Here is a 20,679-nt window from a genome sequence, read left to right on the forward strand (position 1 = left end):
AATGTCGGAAGCAGTGGTCGACGGCCGGGTGGTGGTCGTCACCGGCGCCGGTAACGGCATCGGCCGGGCGCACGCCCTGGCCTTCGCCGCGCAGGGAGCCAGGGTCGTGGTCAACGACCTCGGCGGGGGACGGGACGGGGCGGGCGCCTCGGCGGGGCCCGCGCAGGCCGTGGTGGACGAGATCGTCGCCGCCGGCGGCGAGGCGGTCGCCAACACGGACGACATCGCGTCCTGGGAGGGAGCCGGCCGCCTCGTCCGGCAGGCCGTGGACACCTACGGCGGGCTGGACGTGCTGGTCAACAACGCCGGGATCCTCCGCGACCGGATGATCGTGTCGATGACCGAGCGGGACTGGGACAGCGTGATCGCCGTCCATCTCAAGGGCAGCTTCGCCACCCTGCACCACGCCGCGGCCCACTGGCGCGAGCGGGCCAAGGCCGGCCGGAGCAACGACGCCCGCGTGATCAACACGACGTCCCCCTCCGGTGTCTTCGGCAACCCCGGCCAGTCCAACTACGGCTCGGCCAAAGCGGGCATCGCGAGCCTGACCGTCATCGCGGCGGCCGAACTCGCCCGCTACGGCGTGACGGTGAACGCCATCGCGCCGACCGCGCTCACCCGGCTGACCGACGACATCGAGATGATGCGGGAGGCCGCGACCAGCCAGGACCTCACCCCCGAGGCCATCTCCCCGCTGGTGGTGTGGCTCGGCTCCGCCGCCTCCCGCGAGGTCACCGGCCGCGTCTTCGGCGTCGTCGGCAACCGCGTCACCGTCCTGGAGGGCTGGGTGGGCGGTCCCACGGCGAGCGCCGCATCCCGCTGGACCCAGGACGAGCTGACCTCCGCCGTCCCCAACCTGGTGGCCAAGGCGGCCCCCAACGCGGACGCGCTCGGCAACCGGAAGGGCGCCTGAGATGCCCGGCATGACGACCCGACAGATCCCGGTCGCCGAAGGCCTGTTCACGGCGGGCGACACGCCGCGCCTGATCGGATCCGACTGCTCCGCCTGCGGACTGGTGAGCTTCCCCGCCGCCCCGGACTGCGTGCGCTGCGCCGGCACGGACACGAAGGAACGGCTGCTCGCCGACCGCGGCACCCTGTGGACGTACACCACCCAGAACTTCCGGCCGCCCGCCCCGCCCTACGACGGCCCCGAAGGCTTCGAGCCGTACACCGTCGGATACGTCGAACTGCCCGGCGAACTGCTCGTCGAGGCCCGCCTCACCGAACCCGACCCGGCGCGGCTCAGGATCGGCCAGGCCATGCGGCTGACCCTCGTGCCGTACACCGTGCGCGAGGACGGCACCGAGGTCGTCACGTTCGCGTTCGCCCCGGACGAGGAGAGGACATCGTGACCGAGGCAGTCGTCATCGGGGTAGGACTCCACCCGTTCGGCAGGTTCCCCGGGAAGCCCGCCATGGACATGGGTGCGGACGCCGTCCGCCTCGCGCTCGCCGACGCGGGCGTGACCTGGCCGCAGATCCAGGGCGGCTACATCGGCAGCTACGAGGTGGCCAACCCCGACGCGATCGTGGCCCGCCTCGGCCTGACCGGCGTGCCGCTGCGCGGGGTGTTCAACGGCTGCGCCACGGCCGGTACGGCGGTGGCACTGGCCGCCCGGGCCATCGAGACCGGCGAACACGACCTGACCATCGCCATCGGCATGGACAAGCACCCGCGCGGCGCGTTCGCCGCCGACCCGTCCGTGGCCGGCATCCCCACCTGGTACGGACAGACCGGGCTCTTCCTCACCACCCACTTCTTCGGCATGAAGATCAACCGCTATATGCACGACCACGGCATCGGCGAGCGGACGCTCGCCCGGGTGGCCGCGAAGAACTTCCGCAACGCCGCCGCCAACGACAAGGCGTGGCGCCGCACCCCCCTGTCGGAGGAGGAGATCCTCGCCTCGCCGGTGCTCAACCACCCGCTCCGGCAGTACATGTACTGCGGACCGGACGAGGGCGCGGCGGCCGTCGTGCTGTGCCGCGCCGACCAGGCCCACAAGTACACCTCGACGCCGGTACGGATCCGCGCCACCGCCCTGCGCAGCCGCCGGCTCGGCGCCTTCGAGGTGCAGAGCCCCTCCTTCCCGGTCGGGGACGCGGTGGAGAGCCCGACCGTGGACGCCTCCCGGGAGGCGTACGAACACGCGGGCATCGGCCCCGAGGACGTCGACGTCGCCCAGCTCCAGGACACCGACGCCGGATCGGAGATCATCCACATGGCCGAGAACGGCCTCTGCAAGGACGGCGAGCAGGAACGCCTGATCGCCGAGGGGGCCACCGAGATCGGCGGCCGGCTTCCGGTCAACACCGACGGCGGCCTGCTCGGCAACGGCGAACCCATCGGCGCGTCCGGACTGCGCCAGATCCACGAGATCGTCCTCCAACTGCGCGGCACCGCCGGATCCCGGCAGATCCCCGGCACCCCGCGAGTCGGCTACACCCACCTGTACGGCGCGCCGGGCGTGTCGGCCGTGACGATCCTGTCCACCTGACCGGAGCCCTCAATGGACCAAGACACGCAGGACTTCGCCGCCGAGGTGCGCGGCTTCCTCGACGCGCACGCGACGAAGGCCCCCGACCGCACCGCCTTCACCTGGGGCGAGGGCGACGACTCGATGGCCTACTTCAGCAGCCTGCCGCCCGAGGAGGAGCGGGAGGAGGTGGACCGGGCCAGAGCCTGGCAACGCGTCCGCCACGAGAACGGCCTCGGCTGGATCACCGGCCCGCCCGAGTACGGCGGCCGGGGCCTGACCCCCGTCCACGACCTGCTCTACGACGCCATCGAGTCCGAGTACACCGTCCCCGACAACGGCGTGCTCAGTGTGATCGGCCTCGGCATGATCGGCCCGACGATCCTGGCCCACGCCCAGCCCCCGATCAAGGAACGCTGGCTGCCCGCGATGTACCGCGGCGACGCCATCGCCTGCCAGCTGTTCAGCGAACCCGGCGCGGGCTCCGACCTGGCGAGCGTGGCCACCAAGGCGGTCCGCGAGGGCGACGAGTGGGTGCTGAACGGGCAGAAGGTGTGGACGTCCGTCGCCCAGCACAGCAGCATCGGGCTCGCCCTCACCCGGACCGACCCGGACGCCCCGAAGCACCAGGGCATCAGCGCCTTCCTCGTCCCCATGGACGCCCCGGGCGTCGAGGTCCGCCCCTTGCGGCAGATGACCGGCGGCGCCGACTTCAACGAGGTCTTCCTCACCGACGTCCGCGTCCCCGACGACCACCGCCTCGGCGAGGTCGACGGCGGCTGGACCGTCGCCCTGACCACCCTCATGAACGAACGCGCCACCGTCGGCAGCGAGGGCGCGGGACCGGTCGCCGCCGCACTCTCCCCGGACCGGCTCTCGGCGCTCATGCGGGCCACCTGGACCTGGGACGACCGCGCCCTGCGCGGCCGGCTCGCCGAACTCCTCGTGGACGCCATGGCCACCCAGCACCTCAACAACCGGGCCCTGCGCAGGCTCCGCGCCGGGGCGACACCCGGCCCCGAGATGTCCGTGTCCAAGCTGATGTACGGTCAGAACCTCACCCGGGCCGCCCACTTCGTCGCCGACGTGCTCGGACCGCGCGCGATCGCGGACACCGGCCAGTGGGGCACGTACGCCTGGACCGAACTGCTCCTCGCCACCCCGGCCCTGCGCATCCTCGGCGGCACCGAGGAGATCATGAAGAACATCCTCGCCGAACGCGTCCTCGGCCTGCCCAAGGAGGTGCGCGCATGACCGCCGACGACCGGGAGCTGAGCGAACTGCGCTCGGCCGTAAGGGAGTTCCTCGACACCAAGTCGCCCGAGGACGCCGTACGCAAGCTCATGGAGAGCGAACCGCGCTTCGACCCCGACGTGTGGGCCCAGGCCGCCGACCAGCTGCGCCTGCCCGCGCTCGCCATCCCCGAGGAGTACGGCGGCGACGGCTTCGGGCCGGTCGAACTCGGCGTCGTCCTGGAGGAGATGGGCCGCGCCCTGTTCTGCGCACCCTTCTTCGCCACCGTCGTGCTGGCCGCCCAGGCCCTGCTGGCCTCGGGCGACCGGGAGGCCTGCGCCCGCCACCTGCCCGGCATCGCGGCCGGGACCACGACGGCCACCCTCGCCGTCGCCGAGGACCACGGCTCCTGGGACCCCGTCCTCATCTCCACCCGCGCCGTACCGGACGAGGCCGGCGGATGGCGGCTGACCGGCCGCAAGTGCTTCGTCATCGACGGTACGACGGCGGATCTGCTCCTGGTCGTGGCCCGCACGGTCGCCGGACCCTCCCTCTTCGCGGTGGACCGCGCGGCCGTCGGCGTGGCGGCCGAGCCGATGGAGACCCTGGACGCCACCCGGGCGATGGCCCGCCTGACCCTCGACACCGTGCCGGCGACCCTCGTCGGCGTGCAGGGAGCCGGTGGGCGCCTCATGGCCGACGTGCTCGACACCGCCACGGTCGCGCTCGCCGCCGAGCAGGCCGGCGGGGCACGCCGGTGCCTGGAGACGAGTACGGAGTACGCCCGCACCCGACAGCAGTTCGGCCGGCCCATCGGCTCCTTCCAGGCGGTCAAGCACAAGTGCGCCGACATGCTCGTCCAGGTCGAACTCGCGGAGGCGGCCGCACGGGAGGCGGCGCTGCTGGCCGCCGAGGGTGCCGCGGACTTCCCGGTGGCGGCGGCCGTCGCCCACGCCTGCTGCTCCCGGGCGTACCTGAGCGTGGCCATGGAGAACATCCAGGTGCACGGCGGCATCGGCTTCACCTGGGAGCACCCCGCCCACCTGTACTTCCGGCGGGCCAAGTCCTCGCAGCTGCTCTTCGGGGGACCGGCGGTCTACCACGAGCGGCTGCTGGACCGGCTGGGGATCTGAACCGGCCGGCCGTCAGCCCCAGTGCCAGGCCTGGTTGCCGTTGCCGGCGCAGCTCCACGCCTGGACGCGCTGGCCGTCCTGGCCCGAGGTGGCGGCCTCCGCGTCCAGACAGAAGCCGTCCGGCACGCTCACCAGGGCCTGGGCGCCGGGGACTCCGGAGCTGCCCAGGCTCCACCGCTGCACGGCGAGCCCGTCGCAGGCGGTGCTGTGGATGCCGTGGCCGTTCTGGCCGACACCGGCGGCATCCGCCTCCAGGCAGCGGTGCGTGCTCCGGTTGACGGCGACGTACTGCGCGTCCCGGCCCGGCAGCGGGTAGAGCGCCCACTGCTGGTGGGGCGCGCCGGTGCACTCCCAGATCTGTACGGTCTGCTGCTTCAGGGTCGCCGTACCGGTGTCGGCGTCCAGGCAGCGCGCGGTCGCGACGCCGTTGACGGTCTCGGTCACCGTCAGCGTGCCGCTGCGGACGGCGCCGCGCGGCCTGCTGTACAGCATCGCCTTGGTCTCCGAGCCGACGCTGCCGTCGGCCGCGAGTCCGGCCGACGTCTGGAAGACCTTCAGGGCGGCGAGGGTCCGTGCCTCGAAGTCGCCGTCGACCGGTACGAGGTAGCCGTATCCGCCGAGGAGGTACTGGAGGGCGGCGACACAGCCCCCGTGCGCTCCTGGGGCGAAGGCGGTCCGGCAGGCGGCGGAGCGGATGTCGAGCGTCCTGGGATCGTGCGTCTCGGCCGCGGCGGAGTCCGGGGCGGCGGTGGTGGCGGAGACGGCGGCGGAGCGGGATGCCGAGGCCCGGGGTGTGGCGGACACCGTACTCGGTTCGAGGCCGGAGTCGGCGCGCGGACTGTCCGACAACGTCGTCACGGACGGCGACGCCGGCGCGGCGGACGCGGGGGAGTCGCCGCCCCGGTCCAGCAGCGCCATGGTGAGACCTCCGGTGACCAGCGCGGCCACGGCGGCGGCCAGCACGATGTCCCGGCCCCGGCCCCGGCGGCTGCGGGGGAGTCCGGGGCCGGGCGGGTCGGTGACCGGTTCCCCCGCTGGTGCCACGGCCGCGGGACCGGACGCGTCGGGCCCGGACGGCCGGGCGAAGGCGGCGGGCCGCCGGGCGGGTTCGCCCGGCGGGCCGGACGGAGCGGGCCGGGCAGTTCCTCGACCGCCGTCGTCCGGGGGCGCCGCCAGCTGGTGGCCGATCGCCGTCCGGAACACCGCGTCCGGTGCCGGACGTGACTCGGGGTCCTTGTACAGGCATTGCCGCAGGTACGCGGCGAGGTCCGGGTCGAGGTCCGCCACCTTGGCGAGCAGCTCCTCGCGCGGCGGGTCGAAGGCCACCCGGTGCAGCACGTCGACGCCGGTGCCCTCACCGAACGGCGCCGCACCGGTGAGCGCGTACGTCAGCGTGGACGCCAGGGTGAAGACGTCGGACGCGGCGGTCACCTCGTGGCCCCGCACCTGCTCCGGCGACATGAAGGCGACCGTGCCCACGTGCTGTCCGGTCGTGGTGATGGACGTGGCGTCGGCGGCATGGGCGATGCCGAAGTCGATGACCCGGGCGCCGTCCGCGGCGAGGATCACATTGGACGGCTTGAGGTCGCGGTGCACGATCCCCGCCCGCCAGATGGCTTCGACCGCCCGGCCCAGGTCCGCCATGAGCCGCCAGCCCGCGGCCGCGTCGAGCGGCCCGCGCCCGTCGACGGCCTCCTCCAGTGTGGGCCCCGGTATGTACTCGGTGGCCACCCACAGCAGGTTCCCCTCGTGCCCGCTCCCCATCAGCCGTACGGTGTGCGCTCCCCGGACCCGGCCCAGCGCGCCGACCTCCCGCTCGAAGCGCCGGCGGAACTTCGGGTCCTCCGCGTACTCGGGGCGGATCACCTTGACGGCGGCCGGGCCCGGCCCGCCCTGGGTGTCGCGGCCCAGGTAGACCCGGCCCATCCCGCCGCTGCCGAGGACCGACACGAGGGCGTAGGGCCCCACCCGGACGGGATCGCCGGTGCGGAGCGGGACCGGGGGCGGTGCTTCCAGGCCGAGGGCGGCGTAGGCGCGCGCGTGCGACCGGTCGAGATGTGGAGCAGACATGGAAAGGTTCAGTTCCGGGTTTCCGCGTGACGGATGAGGCGTGCGCGACGAGTGTCGGTGCCCCGGAGGTTATCGCAAACTCCTTGAAAAAAAGGCGAGTTGGTGTTCGATTCAACCTCGTGTCGCGTCAACCGCGAGTCGCGTCGCCCAGCAGTGCCCGCGCGATGATCACCTGCTGGATCTGGCTGGTGCCCTCGTAGATGCGGAAGAGCCGGGCGTCCCGGTAGAAGCGCTCGACGGCGACCCCGCGCATGTAGCCCGCACCGCCGTGGATCTGCACCGCCCGGTCGGCGACCCGCCACACCATCTCGCTGGCGAAGTACTTCGTGCAGGACGGGCCGATCTTGGTGTCCGTGCCGGCGTCGAAGCCGCGGGCGGCCTCCAGGACGGTGGCGCGGCCGGCGTAGTAGTCGGTCATCGAGTCGGCGATCAGCCCCTGGACCAGCTGGAAGGACCCGATCGGCTTCCCGGACTGCCTGCGGGTACGGGCGTACTCCACCGACTCGTCGACCAGCCGCTCGGCCATGCCGACGCACAGGGCCGAGATGTGCACGCGTCCGTGCGCGATGCAGCCCATCGCCGTGCTGAAGCCCCGGTTCAGGCCGGCCTCGCCGCCGACGAGGGCCTCGGCCGGCACCCGCACGTCGTCGAAGTACACGTCGGCCGTCCACGCGCCGAACTGGCCCATCTTGTGGTCCCGGGGCGCCACCGTCAGGCCCGGGGTGCCGGCCGGGACCAGGAAGGTGGAGATGCCCCGGGTACGCGGAGCGTCCGGGTCGGTGCGGGCGAAGACCATGAAGACGTCGGCGAGCGGGGCGTTGGTGATGTACCGCTTGGTCCCGTTGACCACCCACGTGTCGCCGTCCAGGTGCGCCCGGGTGGTCAGCGTCGACGGGTCCGACCCGGCGTCCGGCTCGGTGAGGGCGAAGGAGGCCAGCACCTCGCCGGACGCGATCCTCGGCAGCCACTCGGCCTTCTGCCCCGCGGTGCCGCCGACCATCAGGACGTGCCCGGCGATGCCGTTGTTGGTACCGAACATCGAGCGCAGCGACGGCGTGGTGTAGCCCAGCTCGAACATCAGCTGGGCCTCCTCGTACATCGACAGCCCGAGGCCGCCGTACTCCTCCGGCAGGGCGAAGCCGAAGAGCCCCATCTTCTTCGCCGACTCCCGGATGTCCGCAGGCATCTCGTCCTTCTCGTCGATCTCCGCCTCCAGCGGCACGACGCGTTCCCGGACGAACCGCCGGACCTCCGACAGCACCGCGGTGAAGTCCTCCGCGTCCATGTCGCCTCCCTCGCTCGCTACTTGTCTGTGTCGTGCGGCTTTTCGTCCGGCTTCTCTTCGGGTCGGTAGCAGGCCGCGAGCAGTGCGGCGGCGCTCGCCACGCCCAGTCCGGCGGCGAGCAACGCGCATCCGGATCCCGAGCGTTGACGTCCCGTCAGGCCGTCCACGGAGTACCGGCCGTTGCCGAGCGCGGCCAGTGCCACGGCCGCGCCGCCCACCACGCCCACGTACTCCCAGCCGCCCTTGAAGACGAAGAAGCCCTTGCCGCGGTGGTCGGTGCGGGCCGCCACGGTCATCAGGCCGACGGCCGCCGCGGCGGGGAGCGGGTTGGCCACGCCCAGCGTGATGCCCACCCCCGCGGCCAGCTCCGTGCCCGCCGCCATCCGGGCGTGCAGGGCGGCGGGCCATAGCCCCAGCGCCTCGAACCAGCCCGTCGTGCCCTTCAGCCCGCCCGGACCGGCGACCTTGTTCCAGCCGTGGGCGACGAGCATCGGGCCGAGAGTCGCGCGCAGGGCCAGGGCAGCGGCGTCCTGAGCCTTCACTGACCGGCTCCGGTGGCCCGGCCGGCGGGCGCCGCGCCGTACAACCGCGGTACGGCGTCGATGAGTTCCTCGGGAGTGAGAGCCTCGCCGGAACGGCTCGGGTACACGCCGGAGACCGTCCAGCCCTCCAGCCGGTTGAGCCGGTTGCCCTCGATGCGCAGCACCTGCCCGGTCAGCCAGGACGCGGCGTCGGAGGCCAGATAGACGACGACACCGGAGGCGTTGGCCGGGTCGCGCGGGTCGAAGCCGTCGGTGGCCCGGAGGTCGGTGCCGACCTCCAGGCCTTCCGTCATCCGGGTGGCCGCGATGGGCGAGATGGCGTTCGCGGTGACGCCGTAGCGGCGCATCTCCAGCGCGGTGAGGATCGTGAGCCCGGCGATGCCCGCCTTCGCGGCGCCGTAGTTGGACTGGCCCTGGTTGCCGAACAGGCCCGTGCCGGAAGTGGTGTTGATGATGCGGCCGGCGACCGGCTCGCGCCGCTTGGCGGCCTCCCGCCAGTACGCGCAGGCGTGCCGGGTCAGTGCGAACGTACCCTTCAGGTGCACGGCGATCACCGCGTCGAACTCGGCCTCGCTCATCGAGAACAGCATGCGGTCGCGCACGATCCCGGCGTTGTTCACGACGACGTCCAGCCGCCCGAACTCGGCGACGGTGTCCGCCACCATGGCCTCGGTCGCCCCCCAGTCGGTGACCGAGGCATGGTTGGCGACCGCCCGGCCGCCGAGCTTGGTGATCTCGGCGGCGACCTCGTCGGCGGGGGAGTCGCCGGTCCGCTCGCCGTGGATGCCGGAGCCGAGGTCGTTGACCACCACGGTGGCCCCGGCCTCGGCGAGCGCCAGACAGTGCGCCCGGCCAAGACCCCGGCCCCCGCCGGTCACGATGGCGACCTTGTCGTCCAGGATGCCCACGCCCTACCTCCCTGTTCCGCCCAGCTCGTCGAGTACTTCGTCGGTGTGCTCGCCCAGCGCCGGTGCGCCGGCGCGCGGTTTGTCGTCCACGCCCCAGAAGGCGACCGGCGTGGCCACGGTCCGCAGCGGCGGCGCGTCACCCATGCCGGGCTGCTCCACGAACGCCCCGACCGCCTCGGCCTGCGGGTCGGCCGCCACCTCGGCGAGGGTCTGCACGGGCGCCCACCACACCTCTTCGGCGTCGAACCGCTCCGCCCACTCCGCCAGGGGCCGCCGCGCGAACTCCTCGTCGAAGACGGCGATCAGCTCACGTACGTGGCCGCGCCGGGCCTTGCCGGTGGCGAACCGCTCGTCCTGGGCCAGGTCCTCCCGGCCGAGCGCCTTGACCACCCCGGGCCAGTGCCGGTTGCCCTCCAGGCCGACCAGCCAGAACCAGCGGCCGTCGGCGGTCCGGTAGCAGTTGTAGAGCGGGGACTCGTGCTCGGTGCGGGGCCGGGTCCGGCCGCGCTTGCCGAAGAAGTTCTGCAGGGCCAGGTCGTTGCCGTTGGCGTACGCCCCGGAGCGCAGCAGCGACACGTCCACCACGCCGCCCTCGCCGGTGCGTGCCCGGCGCAGCAGCGCGGCCAGGACACCGGCCACCAGGTTGGCGGCGGCGGTGCGGTCGCCGAGGCCGGGGCGGATGCCGGGCGGGGGCTCGCCGGCCGGATTGAGCATGGCGGCGATGCCGGGCCGGGCCCAGAAGGCGGAGACGTCGTACCCGGCCCGGTCGCGCTCGGCGCCGGTCCAGCCGTACCCCGTCAGCGTGCCGACGACGAGACGGGGGTGGCGGGTGCGGATCCCGTCGGGGCCGAGACCGAGCCGCTCCAGGGCGCCCGGGCGGAGGTTGGTGACGAACACGTCGGCGCGGGCGAGCAGTTGCTCAAGGGCGGCCTTGCCGTCCTCGGACCTGAGGTCGAGTACCACGCTGCGCTTGCCCCGGTTGTCCGTCTCGAACGGGGGAGCGCTGTCGATGTCCTGGCCGACATGGCGCAGCGTGTACCGGTTGGGGTCACCGGCCGGCGCCTCCACCTTGATCACGTCCGCGCCCCAGTCCGCCAGCATGGTGGCGGCTGCCGGAGCGGCCACCCACATGCCGAGCTCGACGACGGAAAAGCCCTCCAGTGGCCGCACGGCCCACCTCCCTGGTCGGTCAGACACCGCGGAACTCCCCGGGACGCCGGTCGCGGAAGGCCCGTAGCCCCTCGGCGCGGTCCTCGGTGGCGAACAGCACCGAGACGGTCTCCCGCTCGTAGGCGACGGCCGCCGTCAGGTCCATGCCGAGGCCGCGGTCGATCAGACGCTTCCCTGCGGCGAGTGCGAGAGGGGCTCCGGCGGCGAGCCGGGCCGCCAGCGCCTCGGCGGCCTTGAGCGCCCCGCCCGGCTCGGTCAGCTCGTTGAGCAGGCCGAGTGCGTGGGCCCGTTCGGCGTCGAGGGGCTCGCCGGTGAGGATCATCTGCTTGGCGATCGCGGGCGGCAGCAGCCGCGGCAGCCGCTGGGTGCCGCCCGCGCCCGGCAGCACGCCGAGCTTCATCTCCGGCAGCCCCAGGCGGGTCCCGCGCTCCGCCACCCGCAGGTCGCAGGCGAGCGCGAGTTCCAGACCGCCGCCGAACGCGAACCCGTGGATCGCCGCCACCGACGGCTTGGGGAAGTCAGCCAGCAGCGCGTACGTCTCCGTCAGCCGCCCCACGAAGGCCCGGAACTGCCAGGGAGTGGTGAACGACTCGATCTCGCCCAGGTCGGCACCGGCCGAGAAGGCCCGGCCCGCACCGGTCAGCACCAGGGCGCGTACGTCGTCGTCCTCGCGCACCCGGGCCAGCGCGTCCCGCAGCAGCCCGACGGTCTCGGTGCCGACGGCGTTGAGCCGTTCCGGCCGGTCCAGGGTGAACACGGCCACCCGGTCGCGTACTTCGACGCGCAGCACGTCGCTCACCTCACACCATCGTCAGGCCACCGCTGACCGAGAGCGTCTGCCCGGTCATGTAGGCGGCGTCGTCGGAGGCGAGGAAGGCGACCACACCGGCGATCTCGTCCGGCCGGGCGACCCGGCGCAGTGGGATCGCCCGCACGGTGGCGTCGTACATCTTCCGGCTGTACTCGGCGACCTGGCCGAGCAGCGCGGTGTCGGTGGGGCCGGGGCAGACGCAGTTGACGGTGATGCCGTGCCGGGCGACCTCGCGGGCGAGGGCCTTGCCGAAGGCGATCACGCCGCCCTTGGTCGCGGAGTACACCACCTCGCCGGAGGAGCCGACCCGGCCTGCGTCCGAGGCGATGTGGACGATCCGGCCGCCGCCGCGCTCGATCATCGGGTCGAGGACGGCCCGGGTCACCGTGATCGTGCCGCGCAGGTTGACGGCGATGATCCGGTCCCAGGTCTCCTCGTCGCTGTCGACGAAGCGGCCGATGACGTCGACGGCCGCGTTGTTGACCAGCACGTCCACCGGCCCGAGCGTGGCGGTCACCTGCTCGACGGCCGTCCGCACGGCCGCGCTGTCGGAGATGTCCGCGCCGACTCCCGCGGTGCGGACGCCGTGCCGTTCGGCGAGGGAGGCGGCGACCTCGGCGGCGGCCTCCGCGTCCACGTCGCAGACGGCGACCGCGGCTCCGTGCGCGGCCAGCGCGTCGGCGATCGCCTCGCCGATGCCGCGGCCCGCCCCGGTGACGAGCGCCACCTTCTCCCGTACGCTCACGCGCCCTCCCTGGCCTGGATCGGAATCAGCGCTATCGTATAACTACTTCAGCTGAATAAGCGAGATGCCTGAGTGGGGAGCCGAGGATGCGCCGAGAGATCTTCACCGAGGAGCACGGCCAGTTCCGGGACCTGGCCCGCTCCTACTACCTGCGGGAATGCGCCCCGTACGCCGAACAGTGGGAGCGGGACGGACAGGTGAGCCGGGCCGCCTGGACCGCCGCGGGCAAGGCCGGGCTCGTCGGCTGGGAGTTCCCGGAGGAGTACGGCGGGCAGGGGATCCGGGACTTCCGCTACAACGCCATCATGGCCGAGGAGATGGCGGCCACCGGCTCGGTCGGCATCGGGCTCGGGCTGCAGAACGACGTCATCCCGCCGTACCTGACGCGGCTGACCACCCGTGAGCAGAAGGCCCGCTGGCTCCCCGGCGTGACCAGCGGCGAGACCATCTGCGCGCTCGCCCTCTCCGAACCGGCCGCCGGATCCGACCTCAAGGGCATCCGCACCACCGCCCGCCGGGACGGCGACGAGTGGGTGATCGACGGCTCCAAGACCTTCATCACCAACGGCATCCTGGCCGACCTGGTCGTCGTCGCCTGCAAGACCGACCCGGCCGCCGGGCACAAGGGCATCAGCCTGATCGTCGTCGAGCGCGGCGCGGAGGGCTTCGAGCGGGGCCGCAAGCTGGACAAGGTCGGCATGAAGGCCCAGGACACCGCCGAACTCTTCTTCCACGGGGTCCGGGTCCCGGCCGAGAACCTGATCGGGGAGGAGGGGCGCGGTTTCTACCACATGATGGGCAACCTCCCCACCGAACGGCTCGCCATCGCCGTCTCCGCGCTGGCCTCGGCCGAGCGTGCCTTCGAGGTGACGCTGGAGTACGCCAAGGACCGCACCGCCTTCGGCCGGCCGATCGGGCAGTTCCAGGCCAACCGGTTCGCGCTCGCGGACATCAGGGCCCGGCTCTCCGCCGCCCGGGTCTACGTCGACGGCTGCACGATGGCGCTGGTCCAGAGGCAGTTGACCGCCGACGAGGCCGCCGCGGCCAAGTACTGGACCACGGAGACCTGCTGGGAGGTGATCGACCGCTGCATGCAGCTGTTCGGCGGCTACGGCTACGTCAACGAGTACGAGATCGCCCGCATCTGGCGGGACAGCCGGGTGCAGCGGGTGTTCGGCGGCACTTCGGAGATCATGCAGGAGATCGTGGGTCGCTCGCTGGGTCTGTGATTGGGGCTTTCTTTATTGACTGTCTTCGCTGAATAGGTTAGCTATTTAGTCACGTGGAGGTCGATGGTCGAGGCGCGCGAGGAGGCACCCGTGGTCACGGTCGACGTACAACCGCACCCGGAACGGCCCGAGTCTGACGACACCTCACAGGAGCGATTTCAGATGGATTCCGCCCGCCGCCTGACGTTCGGCGACCTCATCCGCGAGCACCGGCGGTCCTACCCGGACCAAGTCGCCCTGGTGGACGGCGAAGTCCGGCTCACCTGGCCGCAGCTGGACGAGCGCACCAACCGCCTCGCCCACGCCCTGACGGATGCCGGGGTCGGACCCGGCGACCGGATCCTGTGGCTGGGGCAGAACTCCTTCCGTATCTGGGAGCTGCTCGGCGCCGCCGCCAAGATCGGCGCCATGGTCTGCCCCGGCTACTGGCGCTGGGCCGCCCCGGAAATGGCCTTCGCCATCAAGGACTTCGACCCCCGGGTCATCGTCTGGCAGGACGCGGAGATCGGCGACACAGTCGGCAAGGCGCGGGCCGAAATCGGCGACAGCCACCGGGCGTTGTGGCTGCGGCACGATGCCGAGGGACCCAGCACCTACGAGTCGTTCCTCGCCTCCGGCGCGCCCGGGGACGCGGCCGCCGACGTCGACCCCGACTCCGCGCTCCTGGTCATCTACACCGCGGCGATCAGCGGACGGCAGTCCGGCTCGATGCTCTCGCACCGCAACCTCCTTGCCATGGGCGTCAGTGCCGCCTGGATGGGCGACATCGGCCGGGAGACCGCCTTCCTCGGCGCGGGCCCGATGTTCCACATCGGCAACTACCAGTTCTGGGGCATCCCGGCCTTCGTGCACGGCGGCAAGAACGTCATCGTGCGACGCGTGGTCGCCGAGGAACTGCTCCCGCTGCTGGCGGCTGAACGGTGCACCCACGCCTACCTGATGCCCCCGACCATCGCCCAGCTGGTCGAGCTGAACCGCGAGGCCGGCCACGACCTGTCCCACCTGCGGGCGAGCGTCGCCGCCCCGCTGTGGCAGGGCACCGTGCCCACCGACACCAGCCGCTTCACCCGCAACGGCGGCGGCGAGGGCCGCGGCTACGGGCAGACCGAGGTGACCGGCTTCGCCGTGACCGGCGCGTACGGCGACAGCGGACTCGGCAACGCGGGCCGCCCCGGTCCCTTCACCGCCGTCCGCATCCTCGACTCGGCCGGGCAGGAGTGCGAGGTCGGCGAGATCTGCGTCCGCGGCGACCTCGTCCACCTCGGGTACTGGAACCGCCCCGAGACCAACGAACAGCGCTTCCGCTTCGGCTGGTGGCACACCACCGACCTGGGCCGCCGCGAGGCCGACGGCACGATCAGCTTCCTCGGCACCACGACCCGGATGCTCAAGTCCGCCGCCGAGAACATCTTCCCGGCCGAGGTGGAGAACTGCGTCGAGGCGCACCCGGCGGTCAGGGAGGCGGCCGTCATCGGCGTCCCCAACGAGCGCTGGGCGCAGGACGTCAAGGCCGTCGTCGTCCTCCACCCGGACGCGGACCCGGTCACCCCCGAGGACCTGATCGAGCACTGCCGGGCGCGCATCGCCTCGTACAAGAAGCCCAAGACGGTGGAGTTCGTCGATACGCTGCCGCGCACCAAGGACCACGCCAAGGACTACGACGCCCTTGACGAGCGCTTCGGCGGAGGCGGCTACCCCGGCGGCGAGCAGCTCGGCGCGGGACGGTGACCGCGACCGACCGGCGGCCCGTCGTCGTCGGCGTCCACGCCACCGAACAGGCGCTGTCCCTGCCACACCGCGACGCCATGGACCTCGCCCTCGAAGCGGTCACCGGCGCGATCGCGGACGCCGGGCTCACCCCCGCCGACGTCGACGGCGCCCAGGTCGACTGGCCCGGCCCCGGCGGCGTACCCGGCGAGGGCAGCTCCTGGGCCCGGCTCCTCGGCCGCGACCTGCGCTGGACCAGTGACTCGATGCTGGACAACGCCGGTTCGCGCGGCCTGCTCAAGGCCGCGGCGGCGATCCGCGCCGGATACGCCGACACCGTCGTGGTCGGCGGCTGCAAACTGGTCTCGCGCGGGACCGGCCCGGTCGGCGCCGGGGTGCCGCTGGAGTTCGCGGACGTCTGGGGCAGCTATGTCGTCGCCCAGTTCGCGCTGGTGGCCGCCCGGCACATGCACGAGTACGGCACCACCTCCCGCCAGCTCGCCGAGGTCGCCGCGACCATCCGCAACAACGGCACCACCAACCCTGAGGCGATGATGTACGGGCGCGGCCCCTACACCGCCGACGACGTGCTCGCCTCCCGCATGGTCGCCACGCCCTTCCACCTCCTCGACTGCTGCATCGTGGGGGAGGGCGGCGCCGCGCTCGTGGTCACCACCGCCGAACGCGCTCGGGACCTCCCGCGCCCACCCGTCGCCGTCCTCGGTGGCGGAATGGAGTACCACCAGGCCGCCTACGCCAACCCCGCGCTGCACCGCGAGGTCGGACAGCTCGGCCGGGACGCGGCCACCCGCGCCTACGGGATGGCCGGCATTGGGCCGCACGACGTGGACGTGTTCTCCCTCTACGACCCCAACTCGTTCGAGATCATCCGCCAGTTGGAGATCCTCGGTCTCTGTGGCGAGGGCGAGGGCGGCCCGCTGGCCGCCTCCGGTGCCCTCGCCGTCGGCGGCAAGCACCCGGTCAACCCGGACGGTGGCTGCCTCGCGTACGCGTGGAACGGAACCCAGCAGATGACCCTCAAAGTCGTCGAGGCCGTACGGCAGTTGCGCGGCACCGCCGTGCACCAGGTCGACGGCGCCGAGCTCGCGGTCGTCGGCAACGCCGGTTCAGGCGCCCAGCACTACGAGATGAGCGTCCTCGGGAGGCTGCGATGACCGGTCGCCCGGTGCCCGTGCCCACCGCCCTGTCCGAGCCCTTCTGGGCCGCCGCCCGGCGCGGCGAACTGGTGATCCCGCACTGCCCGGCCTGCGGCCTGCGCTTCTTCACCCCCGAACCCGCGTGCCCCGGCTGCCTGTCCCGGGACTGGCGGTACGCGCCGAGCGCAGGCCGGGGCACGGTCTACTCCGTGACGGTGGTGCACCGCGCGCCCGGCCCCGGCTTCGACACCCCCTTTGCGCTCGCCGTGATCGACCTGGACGAGGGCGGCACCCTGCTGTCCCACGTTGACGCCGGCGACCCGGAGACCGTCGTCATCGGCATGCGGGTGCGTGCGGACTTCCGGCCGCTCACGGACGACATCACCCTGCCGTACTTCGTGCCGGAGCACACTCACTGAGGGCGGAGGTGGGCACGTTGACGCACACACCGGTACGGGTGCCCAAGATGGCCGAGCTGGTGGCCGCCAGGCTGCGCCGGATGATCGTCCGCGGTGAGCTGGCCGAAGGTGAGTCGCTGCCGTCCGAGACCGCCCTCATGGAGCAGTTCGCCGTGTCCCGGCCGACGCTGCGCGAGGCGTTCCGGGTGCTGGAGTCGGAGTCCCTGATCAACGTGCGCAGGGGCGCCCGGGGCGGGGCGCGGGTCCAGATCCCGGAGGGCACGGTGGCGGCCCGGTACGCCGGGGTGGTCCTCGAATACCGGGGCACGACCCTCAAGGACGTCTACGACGCCCGTACGGTGATCGAGGCGCCGTGCGCCGGCCTGCTCGCCGAGCGGCGCACGGACGAGGACCTGGCACGGCTGCGGGCGGCCGTCGCCGAGGCCGAGGGGCTCATGGACGACCCCTCGGCCTTCATCCGCGCCCACATGGAGTTCCACGCCCTCGTCGTCGAACTCGCCGGCAACCAGACCCTCGGCGTGCTCAACGGCATGGTCCGGCACATCATCGACCAGGCCAACTGGTCCCATGTCGACCTCGACGCCGGCAGCCCGGAGAACGTCCGCGCCAACCGCCGCGGCTTCCGTGCCCATGTCGCGCTCGTCGACCTGGTGGCCGCCCACCGGTCCGAGGCCGCGGAGGACCTGTGGCGGATCCACCTCCAGGAGGCCGAGGACTACCTGCTGCAGAGCAGGTCCATGACGACGGTCCTGGACCTGCTCGGCTGACCGGCTCCACGGCCTCGTCAAGCGGTGCGCAGCTCCCGCACGATCGGTTCCCACACCTCGGCGTCTATCTCGTAGGCGGTGTAGAAGGACACCCGGTCGACCAGGGCCCCGTACCGCCCGCGGATCTCGCCCGCCACCCGGTCCGGCTCCGCCACCACGGCGAAGGTGTCGAGGACCTCGTCGTCGACGAGAGCGGTCATCGCCTCCCACTTGTCCTCGCGCCGGGACGTCGACAACGCGTGCAGTTCGTCGCCGAGTTCGCCCCAGCCGTGCAGTTCCAGGACACCGCGGTAGGCGGGGGTGCTGCCGTAGAAGGCGATCTGCTGCCGGGTGCCCGCCACCGCGCGGGCCATCTCCTCCTCCGTCCGGCCGGTGGCGGTCAGCAACAGGTGGGAGAGGGCGAAGTCGGCGCGGTTACGGCCCGACTTCGCGAGACCCGCCTCGACGGTGGGGAGGGTGACCTCGCGCAGGTAGCGCTCCGTGGTGAAACCGTGCGCGAGCAGTCCGTCCGCCACCTCGCCCGCCACCCGGGTCATCGCCTCGCCGACGGCGGCCACGAACACCTTCGGCGCACCGCCTACGGCGGGCGGGGGAGAGAAGAACGGGGACATCAGCGTGTGCGTGTAGAAGTCGCCCCGGAAGTCGAGCCGTTCGTCCTCGTTCCAGGCGGCCCAGATGGCGCGCAGCGCGCTCACGTACTCCCGCATCCGGGCCGCCGGCCGGCTCCACGGCATGGCGAACCGGCGCTCGATGTGCGGCTTGATCTGACTGCCGAGGCCGAGGACGAAACGGCCGCCGGAGTAGCTCTGCAAGTCGTGCGCGGTGTAGGCGAGTTGCATGGGTGAGCGGGCGAACGCGACCGCGATGGCCGTGCCGACCTCCAGCCGGCCGGTGTGCTCGGCGGCCAGCAGCAGGGGCAGGAAGGGGTCGTGCTTGGACTCGGACGCCCACAGGCCGTCGTAGCCGGTCTTCTCGTGGTGCCGGGCCTCCTCGACCACTTCCGCGGTGCTCCACACGTTGAGCTTGCCGTCGACCTTCATGCCGCTCCTTCGACCGCGTCCATGCCGATGCGCTGTGCCAGCAGTTCGCGGTGGTACGCGGGGTCGCCGAACAGCAGCTGTGATGTCTTCGCCCGCTTGAGATACAGGTGGGCGGGGTGTTCCCAGGTGAAGCCGATACCGCCGTGCACCTGGATGTTCTGGCCCGTCGCCTGGAGGCAGGCATCCGAGCAGAAGGCCTTGGCGAGGCTTGCCACGGCCGGCAGCCGCGGGTCCTCCTGTTCGGCCGCGAGCAGCGCGAAGTGCGCGGCGGCACGCGCCGACTCCACCTCCAGGAGCACGTCGGCCAGCAGGTGCTTCACGGCCTGGAAGGAGCCGATCGGCCGCCCGAACTGGTGCCGCACCTTGGCGTACTCCACCGCCATGTCGAGGGCGCGGGAGGCCACTCCGACCTGCTCGGCGGCCAGTGCCACCGCGGCCCGGTCGAGCACCTCGGCGACCAGGTCCCAGCCGTCGCCGCGAGTGCGCAGCCGCTCGGCCGGTACCTCGTGGTAGTCCAGGCGTGCCTGGCGGCGGGTCGGGTCCATCGTGGGCAGCGCTTCCCGGGTGAGCCCGGCCGCGTCGCCGTCCACCACGAACACCCCGATGCCGTCGTCGGCGGTCCGGGCCACGGTGAGCACGATGTCGGCGGTGGCTCCGTCGAGTACGAACGTCTTGTGCCCGGTCAGCCGCCAACTTCCCGCACTCTCGCGGGCGGTGAGCGCGACCCCGGCCGCGTCCCAGCGGGCGGAGTCCTCGGTCAGGGCCAGCGTCGCGACCAGTTCGCCGGAGGCCAGGCCCGGCAGCAGGCGCTTGCGGGCCTCCTCGTCGGCCGAGCGCAGCAGCGTGGTGGTGGCCAGTACGGTCGAGGACAGGTACGGGGCGCAGAGCAGGGCGCGGCCCATCTCCTCCAGTGCGGCGCCCACTTCGACGGGACCGCAGCCGGCGCCGCCGTACTCCTCGGGGACGGCCAGCCCCTGCAGTCCGAGTTCGCCGCCCATCCGGCGCCACAGGTCCCGGTCGAAGCCCTCGGGTGTCTCCATGAGGCGTCGTACCTCGGACTCGGGCGAGGTGTCCGCGAGAAACGCCCGTACGGTGCGGCGCAGTTCCTCCTGCTCCGCGCTGAACGCGAAGTCCATGACCGTGTCCTCCTCTCCGGTTCAGCGACGGCCGCGCGCGGCGATGATCCGCTCGACGGCGGCGATGTGGTCCGGCGCGTGCATGGAGTCCCGTTCCGCGAGCAGGGCAGGCTCCATCACGGTGTCCAGCGCCTGCTCCAGGTGCCGGTTCACCGCCCGCTTGGTCTCACGCAGCGCCTGCGCGGGCAGCGCGGCCAGCCGTCCGGCCAGGTCCATGGCCTCGTCCCGGAGCTTGTCCTTCGGCACGGCACGGTTGGCGATGCCGAGGCGGACCGCGTCTTCAGCGCTCACCCGCTCGCCGAGGAACAGCAGCTCCTTCGCCCGGACCGCGCCGACCAGCGACGGCAGCACGAACGCGCCGCCGTCACCCGCCACCAGCCCCACCTGGACGTGCGGGTCGGCGAGGTAGGCGTCGTCGGCGACCAATACCAGGTCGCTGAGCAGGGCCAGGCTGCAACCGAGGCCCACGGCGGGGCCGTTGACGGCCGCGATCACCGGCAGCGGGCAGCGGAGCATGCCGGTGATGATCCGGCGTGCCTCCTCGACCTGCTGCTCCCGGAAGGCGGCGTCGCGCTGGACCCGGGTCATGATCTCGAAGTTGCCCCCGGCGCTGAAGGCCCGCCCGCGCCCGGTGACCACGACGGCCCGCGCCTCCGGGTCGGCCGCCAGGTCGTCCCACAGACCGGCGAGCCCGGTGTGCAGTTCCTCGCTCATGGCGTTCAGCTGCCCGGGCCGGTTCAACTCCACCAGCCGGACCGGCCCGACGGCCGTCACCAGCAGATCGGTCAGCTCCGTCATCTCCACCGCCGCAGATCACTAACGAGTAAGTAGAGTTGAATGCTATAACT

Annotated in this window: 20 protein-coding genes; 10 read left to right on the forward strand and 10 right to left on the reverse strand. The window is 72.5% G+C overall.

The window, feature by feature from the left end; genetic code table 11:
- The first annotated feature begins 1 nt into the window (after position 1).
- Genes ACIPSJ_RS41355 through ACIPSJ_RS41375 form a run of 5 tightly spaced genes read left to right on the forward strand, consistent with a single transcriptional unit; the run spans position 2 to position 4,845 of the window.
- Positions 2 to 913, forward strand: a complete 912-nt coding sequence (locus ACIPSJ_RS41355; RefSeq protein ID WP_359226307.1) for an SDR family oxidoreductase — start codon at positions 2 to 4, stop codon at positions 911 to 913.
- 10 nt (positions 914 to 923) lie between these two features.
- Entirely contained in the window at positions 924 to 1,355 is a 432-nt protein-coding gene (locus tag ACIPSJ_RS41360) for a Zn-ribbon domain-containing OB-fold protein (RefSeq protein WP_401353687.1), read from the forward strand.
- Positions 1,352 to 2,500: a thiolase family protein gene (locus ACIPSJ_RS41365; RefSeq protein WP_401353689.1), complete on the forward strand. Its 1,149-nt coding sequence runs from the start codon at positions 1,352 to 1,354 to the stop codon at positions 2,498 to 2,500. Before ACIPSJ_RS41360 ends, ACIPSJ_RS41365 begins: the two co-directional genes overlap by 4 nt.
- Positions 2,501 to 2,512: 12 nt before the next feature.
- On the forward strand, positions 2,513 to 3,733 hold the full coding sequence (locus tag ACIPSJ_RS41370; protein WP_401353691.1) for an acyl-CoA dehydrogenase family protein: 1,221 nt from the start codon (positions 2,513 to 2,515) through the stop codon (positions 3,731 to 3,733).
- Positions 3,730 to 4,845, forward strand: coding sequence for an acyl-CoA dehydrogenase family protein (locus ACIPSJ_RS41375; protein WP_401353692.1), 1,116 nt, complete (start codon positions 3,730 to 3,732; stop codon positions 4,843 to 4,845). Before ACIPSJ_RS41370 ends, ACIPSJ_RS41375 begins: the two co-directional genes overlap by 4 nt.
- A gap of 12 nt (positions 4,846 to 4,857) precedes the next feature.
- Here the strand turns inward: ACIPSJ_RS41375 and ACIPSJ_RS41380 are convergent, their stop codons facing one another.
- The 7 genes from ACIPSJ_RS41380 to ACIPSJ_RS41410 form a co-directional block, all read right to left on the reverse strand.
- Entirely contained in the window at positions 4,858 to 6,915 is a 2,058-nt protein-coding gene (locus tag ACIPSJ_RS41380; protein WP_401353694.1) for a protein kinase, read from the reverse strand.
- Positions 6,916 to 7,042: 127 nt separating this feature from the next.
- Positions 7,043 to 8,200, reverse strand: coding sequence for an acyl-CoA dehydrogenase family protein (locus ACIPSJ_RS41385; protein ID WP_401353696.1), 1,158 nt, complete (start codon positions 8,198 to 8,200; stop codon positions 7,043 to 7,045).
- Positions 8,201 to 8,217: 17 nt separating this feature from the next.
- Positions 8,218 to 8,742, reverse strand: a complete 525-nt coding sequence (locus ACIPSJ_RS41390; protein WP_401353698.1) for a DoxX family protein — start codon at positions 8,740 to 8,742, stop codon at positions 8,218 to 8,220.
- Complete coding sequence (locus tag ACIPSJ_RS41395) at positions 8,739 to 9,650, reverse strand: SDR family NAD(P)-dependent oxidoreductase (RefSeq protein WP_401353700.1); 912 nt, start codon at positions 9,648 to 9,650, stop codon at positions 8,739 to 8,741. The genes ACIPSJ_RS41390 and ACIPSJ_RS41395 overlap by 4 nt, the downstream gene beginning before the upstream one ends.
- A 3-nt stretch (positions 9,651 to 9,653) precedes the next feature.
- Positions 9,654 to 10,820, reverse strand: coding sequence for a CaiB/BaiF CoA transferase family protein (locus ACIPSJ_RS41400; RefSeq protein ID WP_401353702.1), 1,167 nt, complete (start codon positions 10,818 to 10,820; stop codon positions 9,654 to 9,656).
- A 19-nt stretch (positions 10,821 to 10,839) separates the two neighbouring features.
- The gene (locus tag ACIPSJ_RS41405) at positions 10,840 to 11,619 is read right to left on the reverse strand and encodes an enoyl-CoA hydratase/isomerase family protein (protein WP_401353704.1); all 780 of its coding nucleotides are present in this window, start codon (positions 11,617 to 11,619) and stop codon (positions 10,840 to 10,842) included.
- Position 11,620: 1 nt separating this feature from the next.
- Positions 11,621 to 12,376: a glucose 1-dehydrogenase gene (locus ACIPSJ_RS41410; RefSeq protein ID WP_401353706.1), complete on the reverse strand. Its 756-nt coding sequence runs from the start codon at positions 12,374 to 12,376 to the stop codon at positions 11,621 to 11,623.
- A gap of 86 nt (positions 12,377 to 12,462) precedes the next feature.
- Between ACIPSJ_RS41410 and ACIPSJ_RS41415 the strand changes: the two genes are divergently transcribed.
- From ACIPSJ_RS41415 to ACIPSJ_RS41435, 5 genes are all read left to right on the forward strand, one after another.
- On the forward strand, positions 12,463 to 13,605 hold the full coding sequence (locus ACIPSJ_RS41415; protein WP_401353708.1) for an acyl-CoA dehydrogenase family protein: 1,143 nt from the start codon (positions 12,463 to 12,465) through the stop codon (positions 13,603 to 13,605).
- Between the two features lie 162 nt (positions 13,606 to 13,767).
- A complete protein-coding gene (locus ACIPSJ_RS41420) occupies positions 13,768 to 15,333 on the forward strand; it encodes an AMP-binding protein (protein WP_401353710.1) in 1,566 nt (521 codons plus the stop codon).
- Entirely contained in the window at positions 15,330 to 16,487 is a 1,158-nt protein-coding gene (locus tag ACIPSJ_RS41425; RefSeq protein WP_401353712.1) for a thiolase family protein, read from the forward strand. Before ACIPSJ_RS41420 ends, ACIPSJ_RS41425 begins: the two co-directional genes overlap by 4 nt.
- Positions 16,484 to 16,888: a Zn-ribbon domain-containing OB-fold protein gene (locus tag ACIPSJ_RS41430; protein WP_359226335.1), complete on the forward strand. Its 405-nt coding sequence runs from the start codon at positions 16,484 to 16,486 to the stop codon at positions 16,886 to 16,888. Before ACIPSJ_RS41425 ends, ACIPSJ_RS41430 begins: the two co-directional genes overlap by 4 nt.
- 8 nt (positions 16,889 to 16,896) lie before the next feature.
- Entirely contained in the window at positions 16,897 to 17,655 is a 759-nt protein-coding gene (locus ACIPSJ_RS41435; RefSeq protein ID WP_401353714.1) for a FadR/GntR family transcriptional regulator, read from the forward strand.
- Positions 17,656 to 17,672: 17 nt separating this feature from the next.
- Here the strand turns inward: ACIPSJ_RS41435 and ACIPSJ_RS41440 are convergent, their stop codons facing one another.
- Genes ACIPSJ_RS41440 through ACIPSJ_RS41450 form a run of 3 tightly spaced genes read right to left on the reverse strand, consistent with a single transcriptional unit; the run spans position 17,673 to position 20,629 of the window.
- A complete protein-coding gene (locus ACIPSJ_RS41440) occupies positions 17,673 to 18,695 on the reverse strand; it encodes an LLM class F420-dependent oxidoreductase (RefSeq protein WP_401353716.1) in 1,023 nt (340 codons plus the stop codon).
- Complete coding sequence (locus tag ACIPSJ_RS41445) at positions 18,692 to 19,831, reverse strand: acyl-CoA dehydrogenase family protein (protein ID WP_401353718.1); 1,140 nt, start codon at positions 19,829 to 19,831, stop codon at positions 18,692 to 18,694. Before ACIPSJ_RS41445 ends, ACIPSJ_RS41440 begins: the two co-directional genes overlap by 4 nt.
- Positions 19,832 to 19,852: 21 nt before the next feature.
- Positions 19,853 to 20,629 carry an enoyl-CoA hydratase/isomerase family protein gene (locus ACIPSJ_RS41450; protein ID WP_401353720.1) on the reverse strand — a complete coding sequence of 259 codons (777 nt, stop codon included), beginning with the start codon at positions 20,627 to 20,629 and terminating at the stop codon, positions 19,853 to 19,855.
- Between the last annotated feature and the right edge of the window lie 50 nt (positions 20,630 to 20,679).

The organism is Streptomyces sp. NPDC090088 (genome assembly GCF_044747345.1).
Lineage (GTDB): Bacteria > Actinomycetota > Actinomycetes > Streptomycetales > Streptomycetaceae > Streptomyces.